Source organism: Chryseobacterium sp. AC417, from assembly GCF_979258215.1.
Window position 1 is genome coordinate 3337821 of the sequence record NZ_OZ409845.1, and the last position, 23026, is coordinate 3360846.

At 31.1% G+C, this 23026-nt stretch carries 21 protein-coding genes; 2 read left to right on the plus strand and 19 right to left on the minus strand.

Annotation, left to right across the window (positions count from 1 at the left end):
• Positions 1–59: 59 nt before the first annotated feature.
• Positions 60–1265: an HD domain-containing protein gene (locus ACZZ9T_RS15875; RefSeq protein ID WP_463442893.1), complete on the minus strand. Its 1206-nt coding sequence runs from the start codon at positions 1263–1265 to the stop codon at positions 60–62.
• A gap of 254 nt (positions 1266–1519) precedes the next feature.
• Here ACZZ9T_RS15875 and porX point away from each other — a divergent pair, with 254 nt between their 5' ends.
• Together porX and ACZZ9T_RS15885 are read left to right on the plus strand one after the other, a co-directional pair.
• Positions 1520–3064 carry a T9SS response regulator signal transducer PorX gene (gene porX, locus ACZZ9T_RS15880; protein WP_463429311.1) on the plus strand — a complete coding sequence of 515 codons (1545 nt, stop codon included), beginning with the start codon at positions 1520–1522 and terminating at the stop codon, positions 3062–3064.
• Between the two features lie 79 nt (positions 3065–3143).
• Positions 3144–3908, plus strand: a complete 765-nt coding sequence (locus ACZZ9T_RS15885; RefSeq protein ID WP_463442894.1) for an exodeoxyribonuclease III — start codon at positions 3144–3146, stop codon at positions 3906–3908.
• 57 nt (positions 3909–3965) lie between these two features.
• Here ACZZ9T_RS15885 and ACZZ9T_RS15890 read toward each other — a convergent pair whose 3' ends face one another.
• The 18 genes from ACZZ9T_RS15890 to ACZZ9T_RS15975 form a co-directional block, all read right to left on the minus strand.
• Positions 3966–4337 carry a septal ring lytic transglycosylase RlpA family protein gene (locus ACZZ9T_RS15890; protein WP_463429313.1) on the minus strand — a complete coding sequence of 124 codons (372 nt, stop codon included), beginning with the start codon at positions 4335–4337 and terminating at the stop codon, positions 3966–3968.
• Between the two features lie 509 nt (positions 4338–4846).
• The gene (gene rimO / locus ACZZ9T_RS15895) at positions 4847–6148 is read right to left on the minus strand and encodes a 30S ribosomal protein S12 methylthiotransferase RimO (protein WP_463442895.1); all 1302 of its coding nucleotides are present in this window, start codon (positions 6146–6148) and stop codon (positions 4847–4849) included.
• Positions 6149–6240: 92 nt separating this feature from the next.
• Positions 6241–6786, minus strand: coding sequence for a dTDP-4-dehydrorhamnose 3,5-epimerase (gene rfbC / locus ACZZ9T_RS15900; protein ID WP_463442896.1), 546 nt, complete (start codon positions 6784–6786; stop codon positions 6241–6243).
• A 16-nt stretch (positions 6787–6802) separates the two neighbouring features.
• The gene (locus ACZZ9T_RS15905) at positions 6803–7984 is read right to left on the minus strand and encodes a hypothetical protein (protein ID WP_463442897.1); all 1182 of its coding nucleotides are present in this window, start codon (positions 7982–7984) and stop codon (positions 6803–6805) included.
• The gene (locus tag ACZZ9T_RS15910) at positions 7984–8973 is read right to left on the minus strand and encodes a sugar transferase (RefSeq protein WP_463442898.1); all 990 of its coding nucleotides are present in this window, start codon (positions 8971–8973) and stop codon (positions 7984–7986) included. Before ACZZ9T_RS15910 ends, ACZZ9T_RS15905 begins: the two co-directional genes overlap by 1 nt.
• Before the next feature lie 241 nt (positions 8974–9214).
• Positions 9215–10249 (minus strand): glycosyltransferase, encoded by a 1035-nt coding sequence (locus ACZZ9T_RS15915; RefSeq protein WP_463442899.1) that lies wholly within the window; start codon positions 10247–10249, stop codon positions 9215–9217.
• A 54-nt stretch (positions 10250–10303) separates the two neighbouring features.
• Entirely contained in the window at positions 10304–11320 is a 1017-nt protein-coding gene (locus ACZZ9T_RS15920) for a glycosyltransferase (RefSeq protein ID WP_463442900.1), read from the minus strand.
• Positions 11317–12192, minus strand: coding sequence for a glycosyltransferase (locus ACZZ9T_RS15925; RefSeq protein ID WP_463442901.1), 876 nt, complete (start codon positions 12190–12192; stop codon positions 11317–11319). The genes ACZZ9T_RS15920 and ACZZ9T_RS15925 overlap by 4 nt, the downstream gene beginning before the upstream one ends.
• Positions 12192–13292: an EpsG family protein gene (locus tag ACZZ9T_RS15930; RefSeq protein WP_463442902.1), complete on the minus strand. Its 1101-nt coding sequence runs from the start codon at positions 13290–13292 to the stop codon at positions 12192–12194. The genes ACZZ9T_RS15925 and ACZZ9T_RS15930 overlap by 1 nt, the downstream gene beginning before the upstream one ends.
• A gap of 11 nt (positions 13293–13303) precedes the next feature.
• Positions 13304–13942 (minus strand): CatB-related O-acetyltransferase, encoded by a 639-nt coding sequence (locus ACZZ9T_RS15935; protein ID WP_463442903.1) that lies wholly within the window; start codon positions 13940–13942, stop codon positions 13304–13306.
• Positions 13939–15360, minus strand: a complete 1422-nt coding sequence (locus tag ACZZ9T_RS15940; protein ID WP_463442904.1) for a lipopolysaccharide biosynthesis protein — start codon at positions 15358–15360, stop codon at positions 13939–13941. The genes ACZZ9T_RS15935 and ACZZ9T_RS15940 overlap by 4 nt, the downstream gene beginning before the upstream one ends.
• On the minus strand, positions 15357–17702 hold the full coding sequence (locus tag ACZZ9T_RS15945; RefSeq protein ID WP_463442905.1) for a GumC family protein: 2346 nt from the start codon (positions 17700–17702) through the stop codon (positions 15357–15359). Before ACZZ9T_RS15945 ends, ACZZ9T_RS15940 begins: the two co-directional genes overlap by 4 nt.
• A 103-nt stretch (positions 17703–17805) precedes the next feature.
• Positions 17806–18441, minus strand: coding sequence for a DUF3575 domain-containing protein (locus ACZZ9T_RS15950; protein ID WP_463442906.1), 636 nt, complete (start codon positions 18439–18441; stop codon positions 17806–17808).
• Positions 18442–18460: 19 nt separating this feature from the next.
• On the minus strand, positions 18461–19030 hold the full coding sequence (locus ACZZ9T_RS15955) for a sugar transferase (RefSeq protein ID WP_463429325.1): 570 nt from the start codon (positions 19028–19030) through the stop codon (positions 18461–18463).
• 340 nt (positions 19031–19370) lie between these two features.
• Complete coding sequence (locus ACZZ9T_RS15960; protein ID WP_463442907.1) at positions 19371–20510, minus strand: aminotransferase class I/II-fold pyridoxal phosphate-dependent enzyme; 1140 nt, start codon at positions 20508–20510, stop codon at positions 19371–19373.
• 87 nt (positions 20511–20597) lie between these two features.
• Complete coding sequence (locus ACZZ9T_RS15965) at positions 20598–21248, minus strand: acetyltransferase (RefSeq protein WP_463442908.1); 651 nt, start codon at positions 21246–21248, stop codon at positions 20598–20600.
• The gene (locus tag ACZZ9T_RS15970) at positions 21226–21969 is read right to left on the minus strand and encodes an SDR family NAD(P)-dependent oxidoreductase (protein WP_463442909.1); all 744 of its coding nucleotides are present in this window, start codon (positions 21967–21969) and stop codon (positions 21226–21228) included. The genes ACZZ9T_RS15965 and ACZZ9T_RS15970 overlap by 23 nt, the downstream gene beginning before the upstream one ends.
• 1 nt (position 21970) lies before the next feature.
• On the minus strand, positions 21971–23023 hold the full coding sequence (locus tag ACZZ9T_RS15975) for a 3-oxoacyl-ACP synthase III family protein (protein WP_463442910.1): 1053 nt from the start codon (positions 23021–23023) through the stop codon (positions 21971–21973).
• Positions 23024–23026 lie beyond the last annotated feature (3 nt).

Genomic DNA, 23026 nt, shown 5'->3' on the forward strand with positions numbered 1-23026 from the left:
ACCAACATTTTTTAGTTTGGCGAATAAAGATTTTATTGATATTTAAAAAAATACGCTTCCTATTGTCGAGGAAAGGTAAGAATATAACGTGTTGTTTTATTGGATATCAAGCCAGACAAAAGTTGGTCTTCAGATTCATCAAGCCTTAAAATTTTACCGTTTTTTTGCAGTAAATAAATAGGCTGTTTATCTGTATTATAAGGTAACAAGCTACGTTCAATCTCGTATACAAGTTCCTGAGCATTATTTATCCCTAGAAATTCGTTGGTACTTCTTATTTTTTCCTGAATAAACTCAGGATCAAAAGGCTGAGAAGAAATGATTGTTTTTGGGAGGTTTCGCTGGATTACACATTGGCACCAATAGGAAAGAAGAAAGTCATCAGCATTCTGCCACAATTTCATCGCATGAATGATATCATTATCATCCATCTGGGTAAATCTTTGCACATCTTCATCGGTTTCTTCACTTTTTTCACGGTTCAGAAAGTATTTCAAGTTCTCCGTTGCAGGCAAATCTACCCCCTGCAAGGCCAGATATTTTGCTCTTTCAAGAATTTTAACCAAAATAAACTCAGCCAATGCTGATGTTTTGTGATAATAAACCTGCCAATACATAAACATTCGTGCAGTAAGAAAATTTTCAATAGAATAAACACCTTTCGCATCAATCACCAGCTCGTCTTTGCAGACATTCATCATCGAAATAATTCTCTGTGTATTTACATTTCCTTCTGAAACTCCGGTGAAAAAGCTGTCTCTTTTCAAATAATCTAAACGATCAACATCTAATTGTGAACTGATCAATTGATTAAAAAATTTTCTGTGGTATTTCCCCTGGAACATTTCTATTGCGACAGATAACTTGCCATCAAACTCATCATTTAATCTGTTCATCAACAACAATGAAAGGTTTTCGTGATGCCAATCATCCATGAGCATATTTTCTAATGCATGAGAAAACGGACCGTGACCGATATCGTGCATCAAAATCGCCAACATTGCTCCTTTTTCCTCTTCCTCTGAAATCTGAATTCCTTTTTGCTTTAACGTTTCCAAAGCGGTAAACATGAGGTGCATCGCACCCAAAGCATGATGAAATCTTGTATGCGTAGCTCCTGGGAAAATTAAATTTAAAAGTCCGGTCTGCGAAATTCTTCTTAGTCTCTGAAAGTAAGGATGTTCTATTATATCAAATACAATCTCGTGAGGAATTTTTATAAAACCGTGAACAGGATCGTTGATAATTTTTAGCTTATTCTGCATAGAAATATACTGTGATATGCAAAATTAAGGTATTAAACTTAATTCAAAGAAAATTGTAAATTTTATCGAATAAATTTTTCTTCATAATCCTGCAAATACTCAATTTTTTAACCTATCTTCATACCACATATTTAAGTTATAGAAGGTCAAATTTCTTTAACTAAGATTTAACTTATAACAGCTTCAATTTGGCTTTTGTTAAAGGCTTTTGGTCGCAGTTTTGATACAATAATCATAGAAAAAATTAAACTTTTATGTCAGAAAAGATATTATGGATCGATGATGAAATAGATTTACTCAAACCTCATATCGTATTTTTAGAAAAAAAGGGGTATCATGTAACTCCTGTCAATAATGTAAATGAGGCTTTGGAACTGATGGATTCAGAAAAATTTGCTTTGATACTTATTGATGAAAATATGCCGGGGATTTCCGGTCTTGAAGCCATTCCTATGATTAAAGACAAAGACAGTTCTTTAAAAATCGTAATGGTGACAAAAAGTGAAGAAGAACATATCATGGAAGAGGCTATCGGTTCTCAGATTGCTGATTATATTCTCAAGCCTGTAAATCCTAATCAAATTTTATTGTCGTTAAAGAAAAATCTTCAGGAGGACAATCTTGTTGAGCAAAAGACAATTCTTCAGTACCAGCAAGAGTTCAGAAGCCTTTCGATGGAACTCTCTTATCTCAGAACATATCAGGATTGGGCAGAATATTATAAAAAAATCGTTAATTGGGAAATTAAATTCGATAAAGTTGCAGATAATGAATTTGCTGATTTACTACAGTCTCAAAAAGAGGAAGCCAATATTCAGTTCGCAAAATTTATTGAAAACAATTACGAAGAATGGCTGAATGGAAATGACAAACCGTTGATGAGTCATACTCTATTCAGAGACAAGGTAAAACCCGAGGTTGAAAAAGATAAAGTTCTTTTGCTGATGGTTGATAATCTGAGATATGATCAGTGGAAAGTAATTGAGCCTTTATTCACAAAATATTACAATAAAGTGTCTGAAGATTATTACTACAGCATTCTTCCGACAGCAACTCAATATGCAAGGAATTCGTTTTTTGCAGGAATGCTCCCTTCAGAAATTGAAAAACGTTTTCCGGATAAATGGTTTAATGATAATGAAGACGGAAACAAAAATGAATATGAGCGTGACTTTTTAGAAGATCAGATGAAGAGAATTGGTTTAAATTCTAAATCAATGAAATATCTAAAGGTTTTGAATGCTGATTTTGAAAAGAAAATTTATGAAGATTTTAATCAACATAAAAACAATGATCTTTTAGTGATCGTTTATAATTTCATCGATATTCTTTCTCACGCAAAAACCGACAATCATATTGTTGACCAATTGATCAGAGATGACAAAACTTTCCGTTCGCTCACGTCGAATTGGTTTGAAAATTCGTCTTTACTTAAAATTATCAAACTGGCAGCTGAAAGTGGGTATAAATTGGTCATCACAACCGATCACGGAACTGTTTATGTTAAAAAACCAAGCCGTGTTGTAGGAGACAGAGAAACTTCTACCAATATTCGTTATAAAACAGGAAAGAGCTTAACGTATGATGACAAAGATGTCTGGGCAGTAACCAATCCTGAAAAAATATTTTTACCAAAAGGAAATTTAAGTTCAAAATATATTTTTGCTAAGAACAATATATTTTTAGCGTATCCAAAAAATTACAATCATTTTGTAAACTACTATAAGGAAACTTACCAACATGGCGGAATTTCTTTGGAAGAATGTATTATCCCAATCAGTATTTTAGAACCAAAATAGTTTTTTCATAGTTTATTATTTGGGCTCGGGCGGAAAAAATCTTCGATTTTTTCCGCCCGATTTTTTATATTTTTGAATCATGAAATTAATCACCTACAACGTCAACGGAATCAGAGCTGCCTTTACAAAAGATTTTCTGGGCTGGCTTAAAACTGCAGATCCGGATATTATCTGCATTCAGGAAAGCAAAGCCGGAAACGACCAAATAGACATCGAAAGTCTCGAAAGAATCGGCTATCAAAGTTATTGGCATTCTGCAGTAAAAAAAGGCTACAGCGGAGTCGGAATTGCTTCGAAAATAAAACCTCATCATGTTGAATACGGCTGTGGAATTGAAAGCTATGATAATGAAGGAAGAATTATTCGTGCCGATTTTGATGGATATTCTGTGATCTCTGTGTATGTTCCATCGGCTTCTAATATCGAAAGACTGGAATTCAAAATGCAGTTCTGTCACGATTTTTTAGAATACATAAAAAACTTAAAGAAAGAAATTCCGAATCTTATTATTTCCGGAGACTTTAATATCTGTCATGAAGCGATTGACATTCATAATCCGACAGGCTTAAAAAACACTTCAGGATTTCTGCCAATGGAAAGAGAATGGATGACGAATTTTATCAACGAATGCGAATTGATAGACAGCTTCAGATTCTTCAACGATCAACCAAATAATTATACATGGTGGAGCTACAGACAAAATGCAAGAGCCAATAATAAAGGATGGAGACTGGACTATAATTTTGCCTCCTATTCTTTAAAAGATAAACTCACCAGAGCCGTTATTTTGAAGGAAGCAGTGCATTCTGATCATTGCCCTGCGATGATTGAAGTGAATGTATAAAAACTATAAAGCCAGCTGAATCAGCTGGCTTTATTTAATTTAAGAATCGTATTAAATTTAATCGACAATTTCGTACTCTACTGGGATAATACCTTTTTTGACTCCCCCAATTTCATCGAACGCTGCTTTAGACATGTCTAATGCTCTTGATGAATGAAAAGGCCCTCTATCATTAATCGTTACAATTACCTCTTCTCCATTGTTCAGATTGGTTACCTTTAACTCGGTTCCAAAAGGAAGCGTTCTGTGTGCTGCGGTAAGTTTAGAGTTATCAAAAACCTCTCCGCTTGCTGTTTTTCTACCATTAAACTTGTCGTGGTAGTACGACGCATAACTTGTTTTCTTCGCATCTTCGGCATTATTCTTGAAAGAATAAACACCTAGTGTTGAAATCATCATTATGATTACGAGAATGAATCTTTTCATCATTTTGAATTATTTTTATTGTTTGACAGGGCAAAAGTATACTGAAACTTTGTACTCACCTATTTTAGATGTTAACAAAACCTAATAAAATGTTAAAAATATCTTAAAAAGCATTCTAACAGCCTATTTTTAGGGGATTTATAGCACTATGTTAAAATGTGTTAAATATTGACTCTAAAAGTTAATATAATTAACTGCTTACAGAGCATTAGACTTGACATTAAACTTTTAATACGTTGATAATCATCTATTTAAAATTTTGTGATTTTACTAAAATCTCTTTGTAATAATCAAATACATGTTTCGAAAAGATAAAATATCTACCATTAAAAAAGACAAAACATCACTTACATTTGATTGTACTACCTGGCTTAATAAATTGAATTTGCAGTGCAATTCTTAAAAATGCCGGTTGATTTAGCATCCATTTAATGAATATGATTTATTCTAATGTTCATTAAAACAAAAAAACCAATGACTTAGTCATTGGTTTTTTAATTCTTTATTTATTTTTAAACAAGCTCTCCGTACAAATCAAACTCCTCTGCGGAAGTGATTTTTACATGAGCAAACTCGCCAATTGATATATAAACATTGTCTGTAGCCACTAAAACAGTATTATCTACATCGGGAGAATCATATTCGGTTCTTCCCACAAAATAATTTCCTTCTTTCCTGTCAAAAATACATTTGTAAACTTCACCAATTTTTGTCTGATTCTTCTCCCAAGAAATCTGTGACTGCAATTCCATAATCTCTTCAACTCTGTCTTCTTTCACTTCCTGCGGAATATCGTCTTCTAAAACGTAAGCACCTGTATTTTCTTCATGAGAATAGGTGAAACATCCTAATCTGTCAAATTTTTGCTCTCTTACCCAGTTTTTCAACTCTTGAAATCTTTCTTCTGTTTCACCAGGATAACCAACAATTAGAGTAGTTCTGATTGCCATATCAGGAACTTTCACTCGGAATTTCTCTAATAAAGCATTTGTTTTTTCGTGTGTTGTACCACGTTTCATAGATTTCAACAAATCTGAATTGATATGCTGAAGCGGGATATCTATATAATTACAAACTTTCGGTTCTTCTCTGATAATATCTAAAACATCTTCCGGAAAACCACTTGGGAAAGCATAATGAAGTCTAATCCATTCAATACCTTCTACTTTTACCAGTTCTTTTAAAAGTTCACCTAAAGCTCTTCTCTTATATATATCTAAACCATAATAAGTTAAATCCTGTGCAATCAGAATCAGTTCTTTCACACCTACTTTAGCCAATTTCTGAGATTCTTTTACCAACTTTTCGATCGGTGTGGAAACATGACCACCTCTCATCAACGGAATTGCGCAAAACGAACAAGGTCTGTCGCAGCCCTCAGAAATTTTAAGGTATGCGTAATGCTTTGGCGTAGTGGTTAATCGCTCACCCACTAATTCGTGCTTGTAATCTGCACCTAAATGTTTCAATAAAATCGGAAGATCTCTGGTCCCAAAATATTGGTCAACATCTGGGATTTCTTTAATTAAATCCGGCTTATATCTCTCAGAAAGACAGCCTGTAACAAAAACCTTTTCTACTTCACCTCTATTCTTAGCATCAACATATTCCAGAATGGTATTAATTGATTCTTCTTTTGCGTTATCGATAAATCCGCAAGTATTGATGACAACAATATCTCCTCGATCCTCATGTACCACCTCTTTACCATTGGCTTTAAGCTGGCTCATCAAAACTTCTGAATCGTAAACATTCTTGGAACAACCAAGCGTTACAATATTAATTTTCTTCTTTCCTACAGATTTTGTACGCATCTTTCTATTTTGAGTCTGCGAAGATACGAAATATTACAATGTAAGTTTATTATTAAAAAAAACCACTTATAATTAAGTGGTTATAGATTATATTAATAATTTTTTTTCTTAAAAGCGGGTGAGTTTTTATCCTTCTCAGATAATATCATCTCTTCTTTTTTTAATTTCCAATCTATCTTCAAATCTTCGTCGTCAAATTTCACACTCCCTTCAGAATCTCTATTATAAAAATTATCACATTTATAAGAAAAAACAGCGGTCTCACTAATTACAGAAAAACCATGTCCAAAGCCTCGGGGAATATACATCTGAAGTTTGTTTTCGGCATTAAGTTCTATACCAAACCATTTTCCGAACGTGGGAGAATCTTCACGTAGATCTACAGCAACATCCCAGACTCTACCTTCTAAACATGAAACCAATTTTGCCTGAGCGTGTTCTCCTTTTTGTAAATGCAAACCTCTAAGAACCCCATATGATGACTTTGAAATATTGTCTTGCACAAAATGACCATTCATACCTGTAAGCTCTTCAAATTCTTTTTCATTAAATTTTTCAAAGAAATACCCTCTTTCATCTTCAAAGATGGTGGGTTCTATAATGTAACAGTCTTTAAGCTGAGTTTCTTTGATTTTCATATATTATTAAAATTACTTAATTTTTAAAGATAAATATGTCACCAGGTAAAATAGTAGTTTTATATTTTTTAGATGCAAAAAGATTTTTTTCTTTCCCTGAAGAATTATCTATCATTTTCATCTGTGTTGCTAATTTATAGTCAAGCTTGAGATCGCTGATTAATGATTTATTCTGAATAATAACAAATTTACTTTTGCCATTTGACATCAATGAAACCAATGCATTTTCGCCATCCGTTGAAAAATACGTGAATCCTTTTGGTGCAGTCATTAGTTTTTTTGTTCCTTGTGGAATTTCACTTCCTGTGTGAAAAATCTGATCAGCTTTAGCACCTTTAAATACCCAAGCTAACCTTTGAATCTGTTGATTAACTGTTTTAACCATATCGTAGGTTGGTGTGGGATTGCCTTTGGCATCAACAATAGCATATAAATAATTATTATCTTTCCAATGCTGGTTATTTACTGTCCAGTAGGTGTAATATTGTATAGCTTGTGCTCCATATAATAGATTTGAAAACTGCTGTAATTTTAAGGATTGTAATGTTGGTTCTTTGTATGCGAAATGAATAGCTGTACAAGCAAATGCCCAAAAAGGGACGCTATATTTGTATGCATTTGATCGGATAATTTCAAGATTTTCATAAAAATCTTTACGTACTGTGTTATTAACTACAGGATAGTGATCAAAGGATAAAATATTGGGATTAACTACGGTTAAGAACTGTTTGACATAAGCATCATAATTAACAGCTGCATATGCTGAATTCTCTGCATAAGTAGGCATTAAATTAATGTAAATGAACTTTTTATTATCCATTTTTTTTATCCTTTTGACAATATCGGATAATTCCACAAATCTGCTGGTGGATGGCTCATCTTCAATGTAATATGCTAAAAAAGCGGAATGATCTTTAAATCTTCGTGCAATTATTTCCGGATTGCTTTTTATGTCTGGAACTGAAGCTATAATTTTTAAATTCATTTTCTCAGCAACACTTAACGCTTTCTTAACATCATCAATATTATCATACATATTCAGATTGATCGTAAATCCTGCGTTTTTAAGGATTTGATAATTTCTATCATCTGTATAAGATGAAGGAATACCTTGAAAAGCTATTATTGGGAAAGAAATTTTCTGTGCTGAAGATATTCCAAACAGAAAAAAACTAAAAAAGATAAATTGTTTAATCATTAATTACTATTTAAGGTAAAAACTATTTTTAAAGTTTTAAAAACAATCATGATATCAAATAGTACAGAATAATTTTTTATATAAAACAAATCATATTCCAGCTTTTCGAGGTTATCTTTAGGTGTTGCTTTGGGTAAATTTACCTGTGCCCAACCTGTAACGCCTGGTTTGACTAGATGTCTAAGGTCAAACATTGGATTTTCGTCATTGCTGATCTTCACAAAATGAGGTCGCTCAGGACGCGGCCCTATTAGGCTCATATCACCTTTAAGAATATTCCAAATCTGAGGAAGTTCATCAATTTTTGTAAGTCTCAAAAATTTCCCCACTCCGTTGATTCGCAAATCATTTTTGGTCGTATAATCACCGCTGTGTTTTGACACCATTGTTCTAATCTTATAAATCGTAAAATTTTGCGAATGCTTGCCAACACGGTCTTGTGAAAAAAGAACACTTCCGTGTGAAGTTAGTTTTACTAAAACAAAGCCGAAAATTATTAAAGGAACAATAAAAGGTAAAAGCAACAAACTCACAAAAATATCAATGAATCTTTTTAAATTGAATTTTTCTTGCTTTTGACCAATGGTAAAGATATCATCAACTAAATATTCATTCGTCTCTAATCTAATCAGTGGAATTCGTTTGTTTACATGTTCGTAAAACTCATGGGCATCATATACGACAATACCTTTGTTTCTTGCCACTACAATTTCATTTGCAACATCTTTGTATAAATGAGTAATATTTGATGTTTCTAAAACAATGCATTTAATATCAAATTTTTTAATATACTCAGTTACACTAATTCTTGACTCATTAGAATCATATAAAATTGCTTTATATTTTTTCCTAAACTTTTTATCACTAAAAAGTTTTAATGAAATATCGCTAACGTTTATAAAAAGGCATACCTTGATAGGCGCGGTTATCTTGAAAACCTGCTTATTTTCTTTCATCGTTGTAAAAGCTTTTGTCAAACTTCTTTCCATTATTATTACAAATTTGCTTTACAATACTAATCCCTAAATCAAATTTAAATTTGTATTCTCTTAACTTATTAAAACTTATAGTCTTATATTTATAAACTTAAAGATATTACTTAAATTTTATTATTCTGATATGTAAAAACTTATAGAAAAACTGTCTTTGTGTTTAATCGCAGTAAATTTATTCTTTTTTTTAACTAAATACTAAACTTTTATAATACAAATGAAAATAAGAAACATTAAATTATATCTCTGATTGATAAATTTGAGTATATTGTTTCACCATTTCATCAATAGTTAAACTTTTACTGAATATTTCTTTTGACTTTTGCGAAAATTTCGTGTAAACATTTTTATTTTCTAAAATGTACTTAATTTTTTCAGCAAAAATTTCTTCAATATTGTCTACAACATAACCATTCTGATCATTGAGTACAATCTCAGAAATCCCTCCTACATCAGAAGACACCACAGGTTTTCCATAACTGAGTGCATCAATACAGACAATTGGCACGCCTTCATAATTGCTAGGCAGTACAAATATATCTGCTAACTGGATGTATTTTTTCGCATTCGGGATGCTGGGCAAACAGAATAAATTATTTGGAAGATTATCATAAATTTTGTCTGCTCCAATCCATACGAAAGCATATTGAGGAAGTAATTTGGAAATAGCAATATAAGTGTCAAATCTTTTTTGTGGAGATATGCGGGCAATACACATAACCACCCGTTCAAACTTTTCCAATCCATCTAGCGAAAGTTCAGTAATATTTTCCGGGAGATGTACACCATTATAAACTACATAAAGATTTTTTATAATTCCCTCTTTTATAATATTCTGTCTGTCATAATCACTTGCTAAAACAATTGCTTTACATCTATTTTTAAGCAATTTTTCTAGGGGCAAAAATTTTCTATATGCAAGCCTTATAGAATCAAAACCATGAACAGAGTATACTATTTTTTTTTTTGGAAACACTAATCTTCCCAAAAAACCGATTTTTGATGAATGAAGATGAATAATATCGGGATTAATAGATGCATATATTTTTTTTAACTTAAATGATGCAATAAAATCATTATAAAAAGAAATCTCTCTGACGATTTCTTTCATTTTAATTTTGGTTATTTTAGAATTTAGCGCATCCCACATCGGCCCATCTTCTCCTGCAACAACAGTGATCTCATGATATTCACTCATCGCATTTGCAAGATTAATGACCACAGATTGCGCTCCTCCCAAATCGGATCTCGTTATGACGTGTAAAATTTTCATCTTAAAATCAATTTTAATACAAGCATTCTTTATCTTTTTACTGAAATATTTTTTTTATTTTATAATGAGGTTAATAATCTGAATAATTTCGTTATTAACTTTTGCATAGCTGTCTTGTATATTTTGATCCAAAACAGCCATTTCGAACGCTTTGCATATATCATTCACATTTTCGGGATCAAACATATAAGAAGGCTCACAAACTTGTGTAACATAATCATAATTTGATGCTATAATCTTACACTTGAATTCCACAGCTTCAATAAGTGGTAAGCCAAAACTTTCTTGTAGTGAAGGAAATACCAAAAATTCAGATTTTGCGTACTCTGCTGCCATTTGTTTTTTATCAACGATATATCCCAAGTTAAATATCGGATATGATTGAGATTTTTTCAGCTCAATGTATTTAAATATTTCATCAAATCTTTCTTCTACTGTCAAATATATACTACCTGTTTTAAAAACATCATAAAAATCACAAAATCCATCAATAAGTCGTTTATGATTTTTGTGTGTTTCTGCAGTTCCGGGATAAAAAAATCTATTCTTAGTTTTTATTGGTACAGTATCATGTAGTCCAATAGTTTTAAAAAAAGGCAAAACTTTTATATAATCAGAAGATACTCTACTTACTTTTTGAAGTGATTTTTGCATCAAATTGGTCTGAACAACCCACATATCTGAATTGCAGATAAGCATTCCAAATATTCTTTTTTTCAGATGTTGAATTATCTTTTCCTTTAATGATAATTGTGCGATCTGCTTCAAATATGTGGCAGAATGTAAATAGGTAATAACATGGGTATTTGGAAGATGAACGGGAGGAGGAAGATTACCAATACAAAAAACTTTAGTAAATCTATTTTTATTTTTGATATAAAAAAGATAACGATTATAAAAGCCCTCGGTAAAATTTACTTCGCCAGAGATCTCAGCTGAAATTTTGGGTTGGTAGCGGCTGTCTAAAAGATAAACAACTTTGACCTGTGTTTTGCCCAGTTCAGATACGAGATAATCTACTATAGACTTACCCCCACCTGTGTGTACAAAAACTGCATCAACTAAAATCATAAAGTTTTTGATTTTAGAGTCATTAGCTTTTGTAATTTTTTAAAAAAATACAGACTTTTTTTTCTATTTAATGATATTCTATACACATAAAGCATAACTTTTGCATAGAAGATCCTTTGTGATAAAAATGTCTTAAAATCAAACGAGTATTTATTCATATAATATTTCGTAGATTTCATTTCCTCATCAAAGGAAAAATCACTCGTTTCATTTCTATCGTCAATTAAATGCCTGTATGTAAGTTTTTTTTCAAAGTGACATTGATATTTTTTTTCAAGAAATCTTTTTTGAATATCTGATTCTTCTCTATATAAAAATATATTTTCATCAAATAATCCTATCTCATCAAACTTTTTATTATCTAAAAAAAGCAATGCTCCTGATAAAAAGAAATAATCTTCTCTATATAAATTAAGAGAATTCAATAATAACATTAATGGTGTTGTTATTAAGAAAAATTCGTATTCAGGACGAACCCAAAAAGAGAGATTAATACCTCCAGACTGTTTACCACCAATAACTGCTAAATCAGAATTTTCTTCAAACTTTTTTATGACAGAAGAAAACATTTTACTCGTTAATACTACATCAGGATTAATTACACAAATAATTTCAGCCTGACAAGATTTGATCCCAATATTATTCCCCTGACCATATCCTCCGTTTTTCTCGTTGTGAATGAATTTAATATCAGAATATTTTTCAGACACATTGGCTTTCATTTCTAAAAAAACTTCATAACTGCTATTATCAACGATTAGTATTTCAAACATCTCCGATGGGATATCATTATACATATAAATGCTATAAATACAGTTATTGATATCAGCCAACGAGTTATAGGTAACGATAATTACAGAAAGTTTTTTCATTATTCCAAAAAGTTTTTCAGTAAATCAGATGATTTCACCATATCTCGAAATTCTTCAGAAAAATGACTGTCACCTAAAATATAATATGGAAGAACGTAAATAAAAAGACTACTTACAAAAATAATCCCTGTAATACAGGTAAACCTTATTAGTTTTCGTCTTGGCTCTTGTCCTTCTATAAAATAAATATAATAATAAAGTAACCAGAAAACGCTTAACGTCATTACATATCGATGTCCTATAATCTGAATAATAATTGCTCCCGGGATAAATATCATTCCGAAAAAAGAAATTTTATAGAGAAATTCAAATTTCGGGTCGTCTATAATTTCTGGTTTGTCCCGAATAAGAGCACTAGTCTGGATATAAAGAAATACTGTAAAAATAATATAGGGAATACCGTTATACAATCCACCTAAAAAACTACTTCTATTTCCTTTCTGAAAATAATCGCCAAAATGGTTTAAAACTGCTCCTAAAGAAGAATTAAAAATAATCAATGCGATAATAAATATTCCTATTGACAAAAATGTACTGTATAAATAAAATTTCTTTACAGGTATAAAATAATAAATAGGTATGAATATCAACAGAAATGAAAGCCCAGAATGGCATAAAAGAGAAAAGGTAATGAGAATTAATGATACGATATACTTTTTGCGGTAAAAAAGAAGATAAAAACCATACATCAGAATAGGAAATCCTAAATAATATCTAATCTGATTAACAAGATGCACATTATCAAGAATAAGGTACGCTAAAAAAATAAAGAAAATATTTTTGGTAAATCGGGAAATCAATAAGTAATAAATACTTATGATAAGCACAATATGGAATTGATAGAGATCTACATAATTTAGATGTAATTTTTTGAAAAAGAGGGTGAGTATATAAAAAACCGGGTCTGTCTTATTCTCTTCATGTTTAAAAAAATAATAATACATATCCCAATCTGCAGTGTATTTATAATCCAGAAAACAATACATCAATGCAACAAATAAAATACTATTAAATAGATAAGCAAGAAATCTTGAAGGCAACTGCTCAATAAGCTGACCTACATAAAACAAAATGACACATAAAATTATTAGAATAATCAAAACTTATGTTTTTATATATTTTTCAATTTTTGAAGAACAGAATTAATATCTTTATTATAAAAAAAATCCATATTTTCTTCTATAAAATCTTTATCAAAACTATCATAGTCTAACTGTAGTAAATTTTCAATGGTAACTTCATCAAATCTTTTTTTAATCATTTTGGCAGGATTACCTCCGATAATAGAATAGGGAGGAAACGATTTTACCACAACAGAACCTGCTGCAACAACGCATCCCTGCTCCAATGTAACGCCAGATAAGATTAAACAATCAGTTCCAACCCATACATCATCTTTCAAGACAATACTTCCTTTTGCAAAAGCTTCTTCTTCATTTGCGAAAAAAAATTTAAACGGATAAGTTGATACAAACTCATGATGATGATTTCCACCTAGTATAAATTTAACACCTTTTGCAATTGAACAAAAAGAACCAATACTCAAAAACTCATCCTCTTTTTTGGTATAACTATAGATTTCTAACGGACCATAAGTATATCTTCCAACGCTCACCTTTTCCAGCGGAAAAGTAATGACAGGATATGTAAAGTTATGTTTATTTTTAACTTTCCAACGATAGAAATGCATTCCTAAAACAATAGGATCATAAAAAGACTTGAAAAAAAATTTTATAATATAAAAAATCATTTTTTAAAAAATTTATGATAAACGGATGATATTTCATTTTTACAAATAAAATTTATAAAAAAACTATAAAAAATAATAATTACAAGTCCCGGCAAAATTCCAGATAACCACGGGGCTTTAAACTCGCTTAAATAGTAAAAAACACAAAATAAAAGTACAACTCCAAAAATTAAATATAAAATGATATTCCAACTTTTTGAAAATTTTTGTCCCGTACTTCTTGCAACAAAAAATGACGTTATAATATACTGTAACAAAAACTGTATAAAAATCGCTGTACAAATTCCATTGATTCCGTATGGATATAATAATACGAGAATAATAATTCCACAAATTTTATTACCTATCTCAACTTTCAGATAATCATATGTTTTACCAAGTATCTGAAAAACGTTCATATTTAATACAATGAGGGGGTAAAACAATGTTGACGCAAGCAATATCTGAAACGGCAATACCATATTCTGCCAAGATTCTGAAAGCATAAAGATAATAATTTGATGTGCGTATAAGATAATAATACTTACAACAGGTAATATGAGAATAAATATTATTTTATTATAAAACAATGTACTTTTATAAAGTTTAGCTTTATCCATTTGTAATTGTGAATAATAGGGAAATAATACTCTCTGGACTACATTTGTAAAAACCGAAGCAGGAAATATGGTAAACTGATAGCTTTTAGTATAATATCCCAATTGTTTTGTTGGAAAAAATTTTCCTAGAAGCAATGAATTTAGATTAATATAAACAGCATTGAAAATACCGGCATACAGCAGTTTGGAGCTATACTTAAATAATTCTTTAAAATTTTTAATTGAAAATCTTTTTTTGGGATGCCATTTTATGTTGACAATTAAAAAAACAAGTGTTAAAAGACTAAATAATACATTTTGTACAATTAAAGACCAAATTCCAAATTTATTGACTGCCATGGCAATACCCACTAATCCTGAAAGAGAAACAGCCATGAAAGAAAATTTTGCCTGAGATTTAAAATCCAAATCAATATTAAGTTTAGTTTTATAAATAACAGAAATACTGCTAATTATGATTGTAAGAGAGATTATTCTTATGTAAGCAGTTATATCAGTTTTAAAAAACTCAGTGATAAATGGGGCTGAAATAAAAACAAGTAAATACGTAAAAAAACCTATAGCCAAGGATGCATAAAAAGCTGTAGAGAAATCAGTTTCAGAGCGGTCCTTTTTAAATATTAAAGCATTCCCTAAGCCATTATCCACAATTACTTGTGATAATGAAATGATTACCAAAAGCATTCCCATTACTCCATATTCTTTTGGACTCACAAATCTAGCCAATACAATTTCAATCAGAATCTGTACTCCTACAATGATAAACTTATCTACTGTACTCCAGATTAATCCTTTATACAGTCTGTTTTGAGAAATCATTTCTTATTAAATTGCCACCATTTTTTCTTTTCACTATGGTAACCATATCCATATTGATTAGAATATCCTAGATTATTTTTGCTGACATCATTTAAAACAAAAGCTACATTTTTGATATTATTGTTATCAATTTGGGTATTAGCAAAATTAACAAAATCTTTTTTACTTAATTCTGATCTCACAACATAAAGAGTTGCATCTGCATACTCTGCAATCAGGAAGGAATCAGTAACCAAAAGAAGAGGTGCTGTATCTATAACAATATAGTCATACTTAGATTTAAGATCTTCTAATAAATCTACATATCTTGAGCTTTGTAACAAATCTACAGGATTAGGTGGTATGCTGCCTGAAAAAATAAAATCACAGTTATCATTAAATCCACTCTTAAAAATTATTTCTTCAGATTTATTTACATCTCCAAACAAATACTCTGTTAAACCTTTTACATTTTTAGAATCCGGATGATACCTTTGTAATTGAGGATTTCTAATATCACTTCCTATAACAACTACTTTTTTAAGGGATGAAGATAGCGCTAAAGCAAAATTGATACTAATAAAAGTTTTACCTTCTCCCTTTACCGAAGATGTCACCATTATAACCGGAGTGTTACCGTTTTTCTGAAGCATAAATTTTAAATTGGTAACTAAAATTCTAAAGGCTTCTGCAATAGGTGTTACATCATTAAGTTTGATAATTTCAGATTTCTTATTGATAATATGTGGAATTTCAGAGACAATAGGTCTTGCAGAAAGTTTTTCGATATCTTTTCTGGTAGAGATTTTATTATTAAATATTATTTTTAAATATACGATAGAAAAAGCCAAAAGAAACCCACCGAATAATGCTGTCGCAAGTGCGTATAATTTTTTAGGTGCTACCTTTTTTTTATTTACATAAGCTTTATCAATTACACGTGCTTTTTCGGCAGTGATTGCCATTGTTATTGCAGCTTCTTCTCTTTTCTGCAACAACAATAAATAAAGATTTTCTTTAATTTGCTGCTGTCTTTCAATATTTCTAAATAACTTTTCTTGAAAAGGTATCTGACTTATCTTTTGTTGAGAAGTACCCATCTCTGATAGCACACTATTTTTCCCAATTTGTAAAGCTATTTTATTTTTCTCTAACCCTTCACTCAGAGCACCTTTCAGATCTGTTATCTGTTTGTCAAGTTCTTTTACCAAGGAATTATTCTCTGTAGCATTTTCCAAGAGTTTGTTTCTTTTCATAACAAGAAGATTATACTCCTGAATATTTTTTGCTGCTGCTTCATTATCTAGTCCAATATTCGCCGGTAAAACATCAGTTACATTTTTACGATTAAGAAAATTTTGTAAAATTTTATTTAACTCTAACTGAGTGTCAAACTCTAATGTTCTAGCTCTTGTTTGTTCTTTTATTTGAAGATTGATTCTAGCTTCACCGCCAAGATCAACAATATTATTCGTTGATTTAAATTTTTGTTTTTCAGTTTCTACATCTCCCAATTCCTTAGAGATCAAAACAATTCTTTCATCAATAAATTCTTTAGTCTTTTTAGACTCTAAACTTTTATCATTGATTGCGTAAATATTATATTGCCTCACCAAAGCATTCGTAAAATCCAGCGCTTTATCTTTGTTTGGAAAATCAATTGAAAGCCCAATTACCGTTGCATCTTTATCTAAAAGCTCCACTTTCAAAGATTCTTGAAAATTAATTACCGTTTCATCAAATTCACTGTATGAAAAAAATAATTTATCCATATCTATTTTTTTATTATATAGATAATTGGGATTTTTACTGATAATAATATTCGCAAAAGGAAGACTTATCACTCTGTTAAAAGCACCTTTAACATCATCATTCCAATTTTCAGAAGATAATATAATTTCGTTATTCTTTGTCTTTATATTAATCGGCTTTATAGAAAGCTCTTGATCACTTTTTTCGTTAACCACATTAAAAATGTATGGATTTGTATTTCCATAAATTTCTAAATTATAATACTTTTGCTCGGCAAAAACAGATATTTGAAAGTTACGTTGCTTTAGAACATCCTCTACAATAGTTTTTGATTTAAATATTTCCAGCTCATTTTCAATACTATTGGTTCCCATGTTTGAAAAAGCACCTAGACTTTGCAAAACTCCAAAATCTCCCGAAGCTGAAGACATTTTTTTCGCATCTTTAATGAGTACTGAAGTTTGAATTTTATAAACTGGAGCTGTAGATTTGATGTAATAAATAGCAAATAGAAGCATTATCAGAATAATTGCTACAAAATATTTCCATCTGTATAAATATGGATATATTAATTCTTTTAGATCAGTTTCTTTATTGTAGTTTTTATCCATTTTTAGGATTAGGTTTGAAAATTAAAATTTATTTTTCAGATTTGATTAAACTTTGCAAATATATCTATATTTTGTAGAAAGCGAGAGTAATTCTTTATTTTAATCAATTTAATTTATACGTTATCATCAACCCACCTCTGGTTGGGATAAATTCTCCACTTTTATTAAATTTTTCAACACCGTCATAACGCTCATTTGTATCTTTATAATATCCTCTGTAGAAAGACTGGCTGGTTCCTATTCCTGCGTATACGTCTAATCCTAATTTATTATTGATCGTGAAATGATAACCACCACTAATGCCGACAATAAAAGCGAGGCCTTTCTGATATCGCTCTGTTATTCTCGTACTCCCATCAGGTAAAAGCTGTGGAGTTCCATCCTCATTCAAAACTACTGTTGCCTTTACATAATTCCATTTCTGCAGATTATAGGCGGCAACAGAACCATAAATTCCAATATGCCAACCTTTCATCATTTCTTTAAAATAATATCTCCCTTCTAAAGTTCCCATGTAGATCTGAAGATTTTTGCCACCAAAAGATTTCCAGGGCGAAACAAAGGCTTCTGCCTGCAAAGAAAAATTTTTATTTAAAGACTTTTCTGCAGCGATATTGATCATTCCTAGCGGAAGAAAGAGCGTGTTAACTTTTAGTTCTGTTTGAGCATTCAGTTTTAGTAAAAATAAAGAGAAAATAAGGACTGTAATTTTTGGAGCCAGCTTCATTGTATGTTTCATAATTTTTTTGATAATCATTTTATTTACTTAAGATAAAGAAAGTCTTTAGCAAAATCTGTGCATCTTTTTTAAAGGAGAGCTGATGATAGTAGTTGAGATTCATTTGTACTTTTTCCGGGAACAATATTTCGTCGTTATATTTCAGTGGATCTTCTTGTTGACTTAAAATTACTGCTTCATTACGAAATTGCATTCCTGCTTCACTTGTCAATCCTGGTTTCAATTGTAAAACCAAACGATCCTCTCCTTTCAGTTTGTCGTAATATCCCGGAATATCGGGACGCGGACCAACCAGTGACATATCGCCCTTTAAAATATTGAAAAGCTGAGGAAGCTCATCTAATTTTGTTTTTCTGAGCCAAATTCCGATTTTTGATTTTTTACAGGTGACTGGATGATAGGTTCTCAATTTATAAATAATGAAAATATTTCCCTGAAGCCCTACTCTTTTTTGTTTAAAGATACCCGGAAAACCTGTATCAAAAGATGCAGTAATCATTAAAATAAAAAAAACAGGAAGTAAAAAGATAATTGCTACGAAACTGATTCCGTAGTCCATTAACGCTTTCCACCAAGGGTATTTCTTCACTTATGCTAAATTGATTTGCAAATATAAGGTTTACGGTTTGAAGTCTTAGAATTTGGAGTCAGGTTTATGATGACTATAAATTGAATAAGAATAAGATCAAATATAGAGACTGCATGAAACATTTAAAATCATTTTCAATTAAACATCTGTAAATCATTTTTTTGAACTTATTATTAAAATTATATTTATTATGTTACAGGATATTTTTATAATAAAAAAGTACCTGTTTATCAATACAGGTACTTTATCTTTTATTAAATTTAATTAATGTTGATTATCGTCTTTTAAAATTCCAAAAAAATTTCATTTTCTATATAACATTTATTAAAGGATTGAAAGGTTAGTTTGAAAAAACCTCTTGAATTATTTTTTCAATTCTCATTCTGTCATCATCTGACAAATTAGATCCTGAAGGCAAACAAAGACCGTTATCGAATAGTTTTTCAGCAACGTCTGTTCCATAATATGGAGCATCTGCAAATACCGGCTGCATGTGCATCGGTTTCCAAAGTGGTCTGGATTCAATGTTATCTTCAAGGAAAGCCATTCTTAAATCTTCACGAGATTTCCCTGTTTTTAATTCATCAACTATAATTGCAGACAACCAGTGATTCGAATAAAAATCATCATTCACTTCAGAAAAAACCTCAACTCCGTCAATATCTTTAAAGATTTGAACATAAAAATCATGCATACTTCTACGTGCATTTACTCTGTCGCTTAAAACTTCCATTTGTCCGCGTCCTATTCCTGCAACGATGTTGCTCATTCGGTAATTGTACCCGATGTGTGAATGCTGATAATGAGGAGCATTATCTCTTGCCTGAGTTGAAAGAAAAACCGTTTTATCTTTATCTTCCTGAGTATGGCAAACCAATGCGCCCCCTCCTGAAGTGGTAATGATTTTATTTCCGTTGAAAGACAATATTCCGAAACGTCCAAACGTTCCGCAAGCCCTTCCTTTATAAGTTGAACCTAGAGCTTCTGCAGCATCTTCGATCACATGAATGTCATATTTTTCTGCAATTGCTAAAATCTCATCCATCTTAGCGGGCATTCCGTACAAATGAACCACAATGATTGCTTTAGGCTTTTTACCTTTTGAGATTCTGTCTTGAATGGCTTCTTCCAACGCAATCGGACACATATTCCAGGTTTCTTTCTCCGAGTCTATAAAAACAGGGATTGCACCGCAATATGCGATTGGATTTGCTGAGGCAGAAAACGTCATTGACTGGCAAATTACCTCATCTCCATACTCTACCCCACATTGAATCAATGCTAAATGTAAAGCCGCTGTACCTGCAGAAAGCACGGCTACTTTTACATCTGAGTTTAAAAATGTTTCTATATCTTTTTCAAAACCATCAACGTTTGGTCCTAAAGGAGCTACCCAGTTTGCATCGAATGCCTCGTGCACGTATTTTAGTTCGGTTCCTCCCATATGTGGTGAGGAAAGCCAGATTTTTGAATTGTTCATTATAGAAAGTGAAATCTTAAAGATTAATATTTAAAACTATAAAAATTCTGTAGCAGATCAATAGTTTATTCTTTTTTATTATTGTAATTAAAAAATTGCTTTTGCCGGATTACCAAAATAAGTACCTGCTTTTTTAATAGATCGTAAAACCACGGATCCTGCGCCTATTCTTGTTCCGTCAGGAATTTTTACGCCTGGTAAAATTGTTGCATTCGAACCAATGAAGACACTATTTCCAATAACAGCTCCACCACCAATATCAACATTTGCCATAATACTTGTAAAATCCCCTATTGTTACATCATGGCCGATTTGAGTTCCTAAATTAACCATTACACCTTTCCCAATTGTAACATTGCATGAGACGGCAGCAAATGGACACAATATAAATCCTATCCCAACTTCAGTATTATTACCAATTAATGAAAATTTATGATTAAAAGATAAAATTTTGCATTTTTCTTCTTCTAAAATATCAAAAATTTCACTTTTAATTTCACAAGCTGCAATTCCCATCAATACATTTTGTCCTTTCCAGATATTTCCAGAAAAGAAGCTGTCTAAAACCTTATAATCAGATTTAATTCCATTTAAAGCATCCAAATTATCGTCGACAAAACCTTCAAGCTTATATTGTTTGCTGAATTCTGAATCAACAATCCAAGATTCAAGCTCTCTCGACAATCCACCGGCACCTAATAAATAGAAACCTTTTTTATTGAATTGAATATCCTCCATCAATTACTATATTTTGTCCTGTTATCCACTCAGAATCATCTGAAAGTAAAAAGGCCGTTATTTTTGCTACATCTAGACATTTTCCTAAGCCCAATGGATGATTTTTTTCAATAACATTTACGGCTTCTTCGGAAAGATACTGTTCTTTATTTTGTGACATTTCCGAATCTGATACGTGACCAGGTGAAACTGCATTAACTCTTATTTTTTTTGAAGAAAGTTCCAACGCCATTGATCTTACCATTGAAATAATTGCTCCTTTGGTTGCTGAATAAGAAGTAAGTCCTTTGTTGCCAACCACTCCCATTACCGAAGAAAGGAGAACAAAGCTTTGCTTGTCGAGCTTGTATTTTTTCTTGCTGATAATTTTTATAAATTCTATTGCTGAAAAAACATTTATATTGAAGATTTCATTAAGGTTTCCGATTTTAATCTGTGGTAATAACAAAGTCTGCTCAATTCCAGCAGAATGAACAAATCCATATATTGGACCAAATTCATCAAAAACCTTTTGTACAATTTCTTCGTAATTTTCAAAATTATATAGATCAGTTGAAATCACTAATGAAGGTGAAATACATTCTGATTTTACTTTAGCAAGCCGTTCGTGATTTCTACCAATTAACACACAATTTGCTCCCAATTTACTTAAATGAATTGCGATTTCTCTGCCTATACCAGATGATGCACCTGTTATAATTATTGTCTTATCTTTAATCATTTTATATTTCAACAATTTCAGTTATTTTTATAGAAGAATTTTTCAATAGGCAGTTTCCCCAATTTAATCCTACTCCATAACCACTAAATAAGAGATTTTTTCGATTAACTATATTATTTGCAGAACTTGATAATAATAATGGTATTGAAACTCCACTTGTGTTTCCAAACTTGTCAATATTAAACAATATTTTGTCTTTAGGAATATTTAATCTTGTAGCAATTTGATTGATTATAAATTTGTTTGATTGGTGTAATAGAAAAAAATCAACATCTTCTGTTTTATTTTGTGAAGATTGAAGTAAAGCTTCAATGCTAGGAGATACCTCTCTTAATGTAAAATCAAAAACGCTTGCTCCATCCATAAAAAGTTGTAACGCATTCCTCATATTACCATTTCCATCATCTTTTGCTTTAAAGCTGTCTACTGTGACTTTATTTCTAAATCCTCCATCAGGAATTTTTATAGCATCCGCATATTCACCGTCTGAAAAAACATTAAAATAGGACTCAACAGTTTCGTCACCAGTATTTTCTATTATTATAGCTGAAGCACCATCACCAAATAGCATTGATGTGCCACGATCTTGATGTGACAAGATCTTTGACATTGTTTCTGCAATTATTAATAAAACTTTTGTTTTGGGTTTACTAGCCGCTATTGAGAACGCAGTACTCAAACCCTGAATAAAACCTGAGCAACCTGCATTAATATCTAAACACAAGATATTTTTATCAAGTTCAAGACGTGCTTGTAGAATATTAGATGAAAAAGGGATTTTATAATCAGGTGTTTGGCTCAAAAAAATTAAACAGCCAATATCTTCTTTAAAATCAGGTATAGTTTCAAACAATTTTGTAGCGGCTGCAAAACCCAAATCTGAAGCTGTGACAGCTTCTGAAGCCCATCTTCTCTCAATAATTCCGACAGTTTTCTCAAACAATCTTATTTCTTTTGGACTTAGTAATGATTCAAAAAAATCATTTTTGATTATATTTTTAGGGACGCAGCTAGATACGGCTCTAATTTCTATTCCCTTAAACTCTTGATTCATTTA

Bases quoted from the DNA above. Each gene is read 5' to 3' on its own strand.
- ACZZ9T_RS15875 (WP_463442893.1), bottom strand. From the start codon at position 1,265: ATGCAGAATAAGCTAAAAATTATCAACGATCCTGTTCACGGTTTTATA.
- porX (WP_463429311.1), top strand. From the start codon at position 1,520: ATGTCAGAAAAGATATTATGGATCGATGATGAAATAGATTTACTCAAA.
- ACZZ9T_RS15885 (WP_463442894.1), top strand. From the start codon at position 3,144: ATGAAATTAATCACCTACAACGTCAACGGAATCAGAGCTGCCTTTACA.
- ACZZ9T_RS15890 (WP_463429313.1), bottom strand. From the start codon at position 4,337: ATGATGAAAAGATTCATTCTCGTAATCATAATGATGATTTCAACACTA.
- rimO (WP_463442895.1), bottom strand. From the start codon at position 6,148: ATGCGTACAAAATCTGTAGGAAAGAAGAAAATTAATATTGTAACGCTT.
- rfbC (WP_463442896.1), bottom strand. From the start codon at position 6,786: ATGAAAATCAAAGAAACTCAGCTTAAAGACTGTTACATTATAGAACCC.
- ACZZ9T_RS15905 (WP_463442897.1), bottom strand. From the start codon at position 7,984: ATGATTAAACAATTTATCTTTTTTAGTTTTTTTCTGTTTGGAATATCT.
- ACZZ9T_RS15910 (WP_463442898.1), bottom strand. From the start codon at position 8,973: ATGGAAAGAAGTTTGACAAAAGCTTTTACAACGATGAAAGAAAATAAG.
- ACZZ9T_RS15915 (WP_463442899.1), bottom strand. From the start codon at position 10,249: ATGAAAATTTTACACGTCATAACGAGATCCGATTTGGGAGGAGCGCAA.
- ACZZ9T_RS15920 (WP_463442900.1), bottom strand. From the start codon at position 11,320: ATGATTTTAGTTGATGCAGTTTTTGTACACACAGGTGGGGGTAAGTCT.
- ACZZ9T_RS15925 (WP_463442901.1), bottom strand. From the start codon at position 12,192: ATGAAAAAACTTTCTGTAATTATCGTTACCTATAACTCGTTGGCTGAT.
- ACZZ9T_RS15935 (WP_463442903.1), bottom strand. From the start codon at position 13,942: ATGATTTTTTATATTATAAAATTTTTTTTCAAGTCTTTTTATGATCCT.
- ACZZ9T_RS15940 (WP_463442904.1), bottom strand. From the start codon at position 15,360: ATGATTTCTCAAAACAGACTGTATAAAGGATTAATCTGGAGTACAGTA.
- ACZZ9T_RS15945 (WP_463442905.1), bottom strand. From the start codon at position 17,702: ATGGATAAAAACTACAATAAAGAAACTGATCTAAAAGAATTAATATAT.
- ACZZ9T_RS15950 (WP_463442906.1), bottom strand. From the start codon at position 18,441: ATGAAACATACAATGAAGCTGGCTCCAAAAATTACAGTCCTTATTTTC.
- ACZZ9T_RS15960 (WP_463442907.1), bottom strand. From the start codon at position 20,510: ATGAACAATTCAAAAATCTGGCTTTCCTCACCACATATGGGAGGAACC.
- ACZZ9T_RS15965 (WP_463442908.1), bottom strand. From the start codon at position 21,248: ATGGAGGATATTCAATTCAATAAAAAAGGTTTCTATTTATTAGGTGCC.
- ACZZ9T_RS15970 (WP_463442909.1), bottom strand. From the start codon at position 21,969: ATGATTAAAGATAAGACAATAATTATAACAGGTGCATCATCTGGTATA.
- ACZZ9T_RS15975 (WP_463442910.1), bottom strand. From the start codon at position 23,023: ATGAATCAAGAGTTTAAGGGAATAGAAATTAGAGCCGTATCTAGCTGC.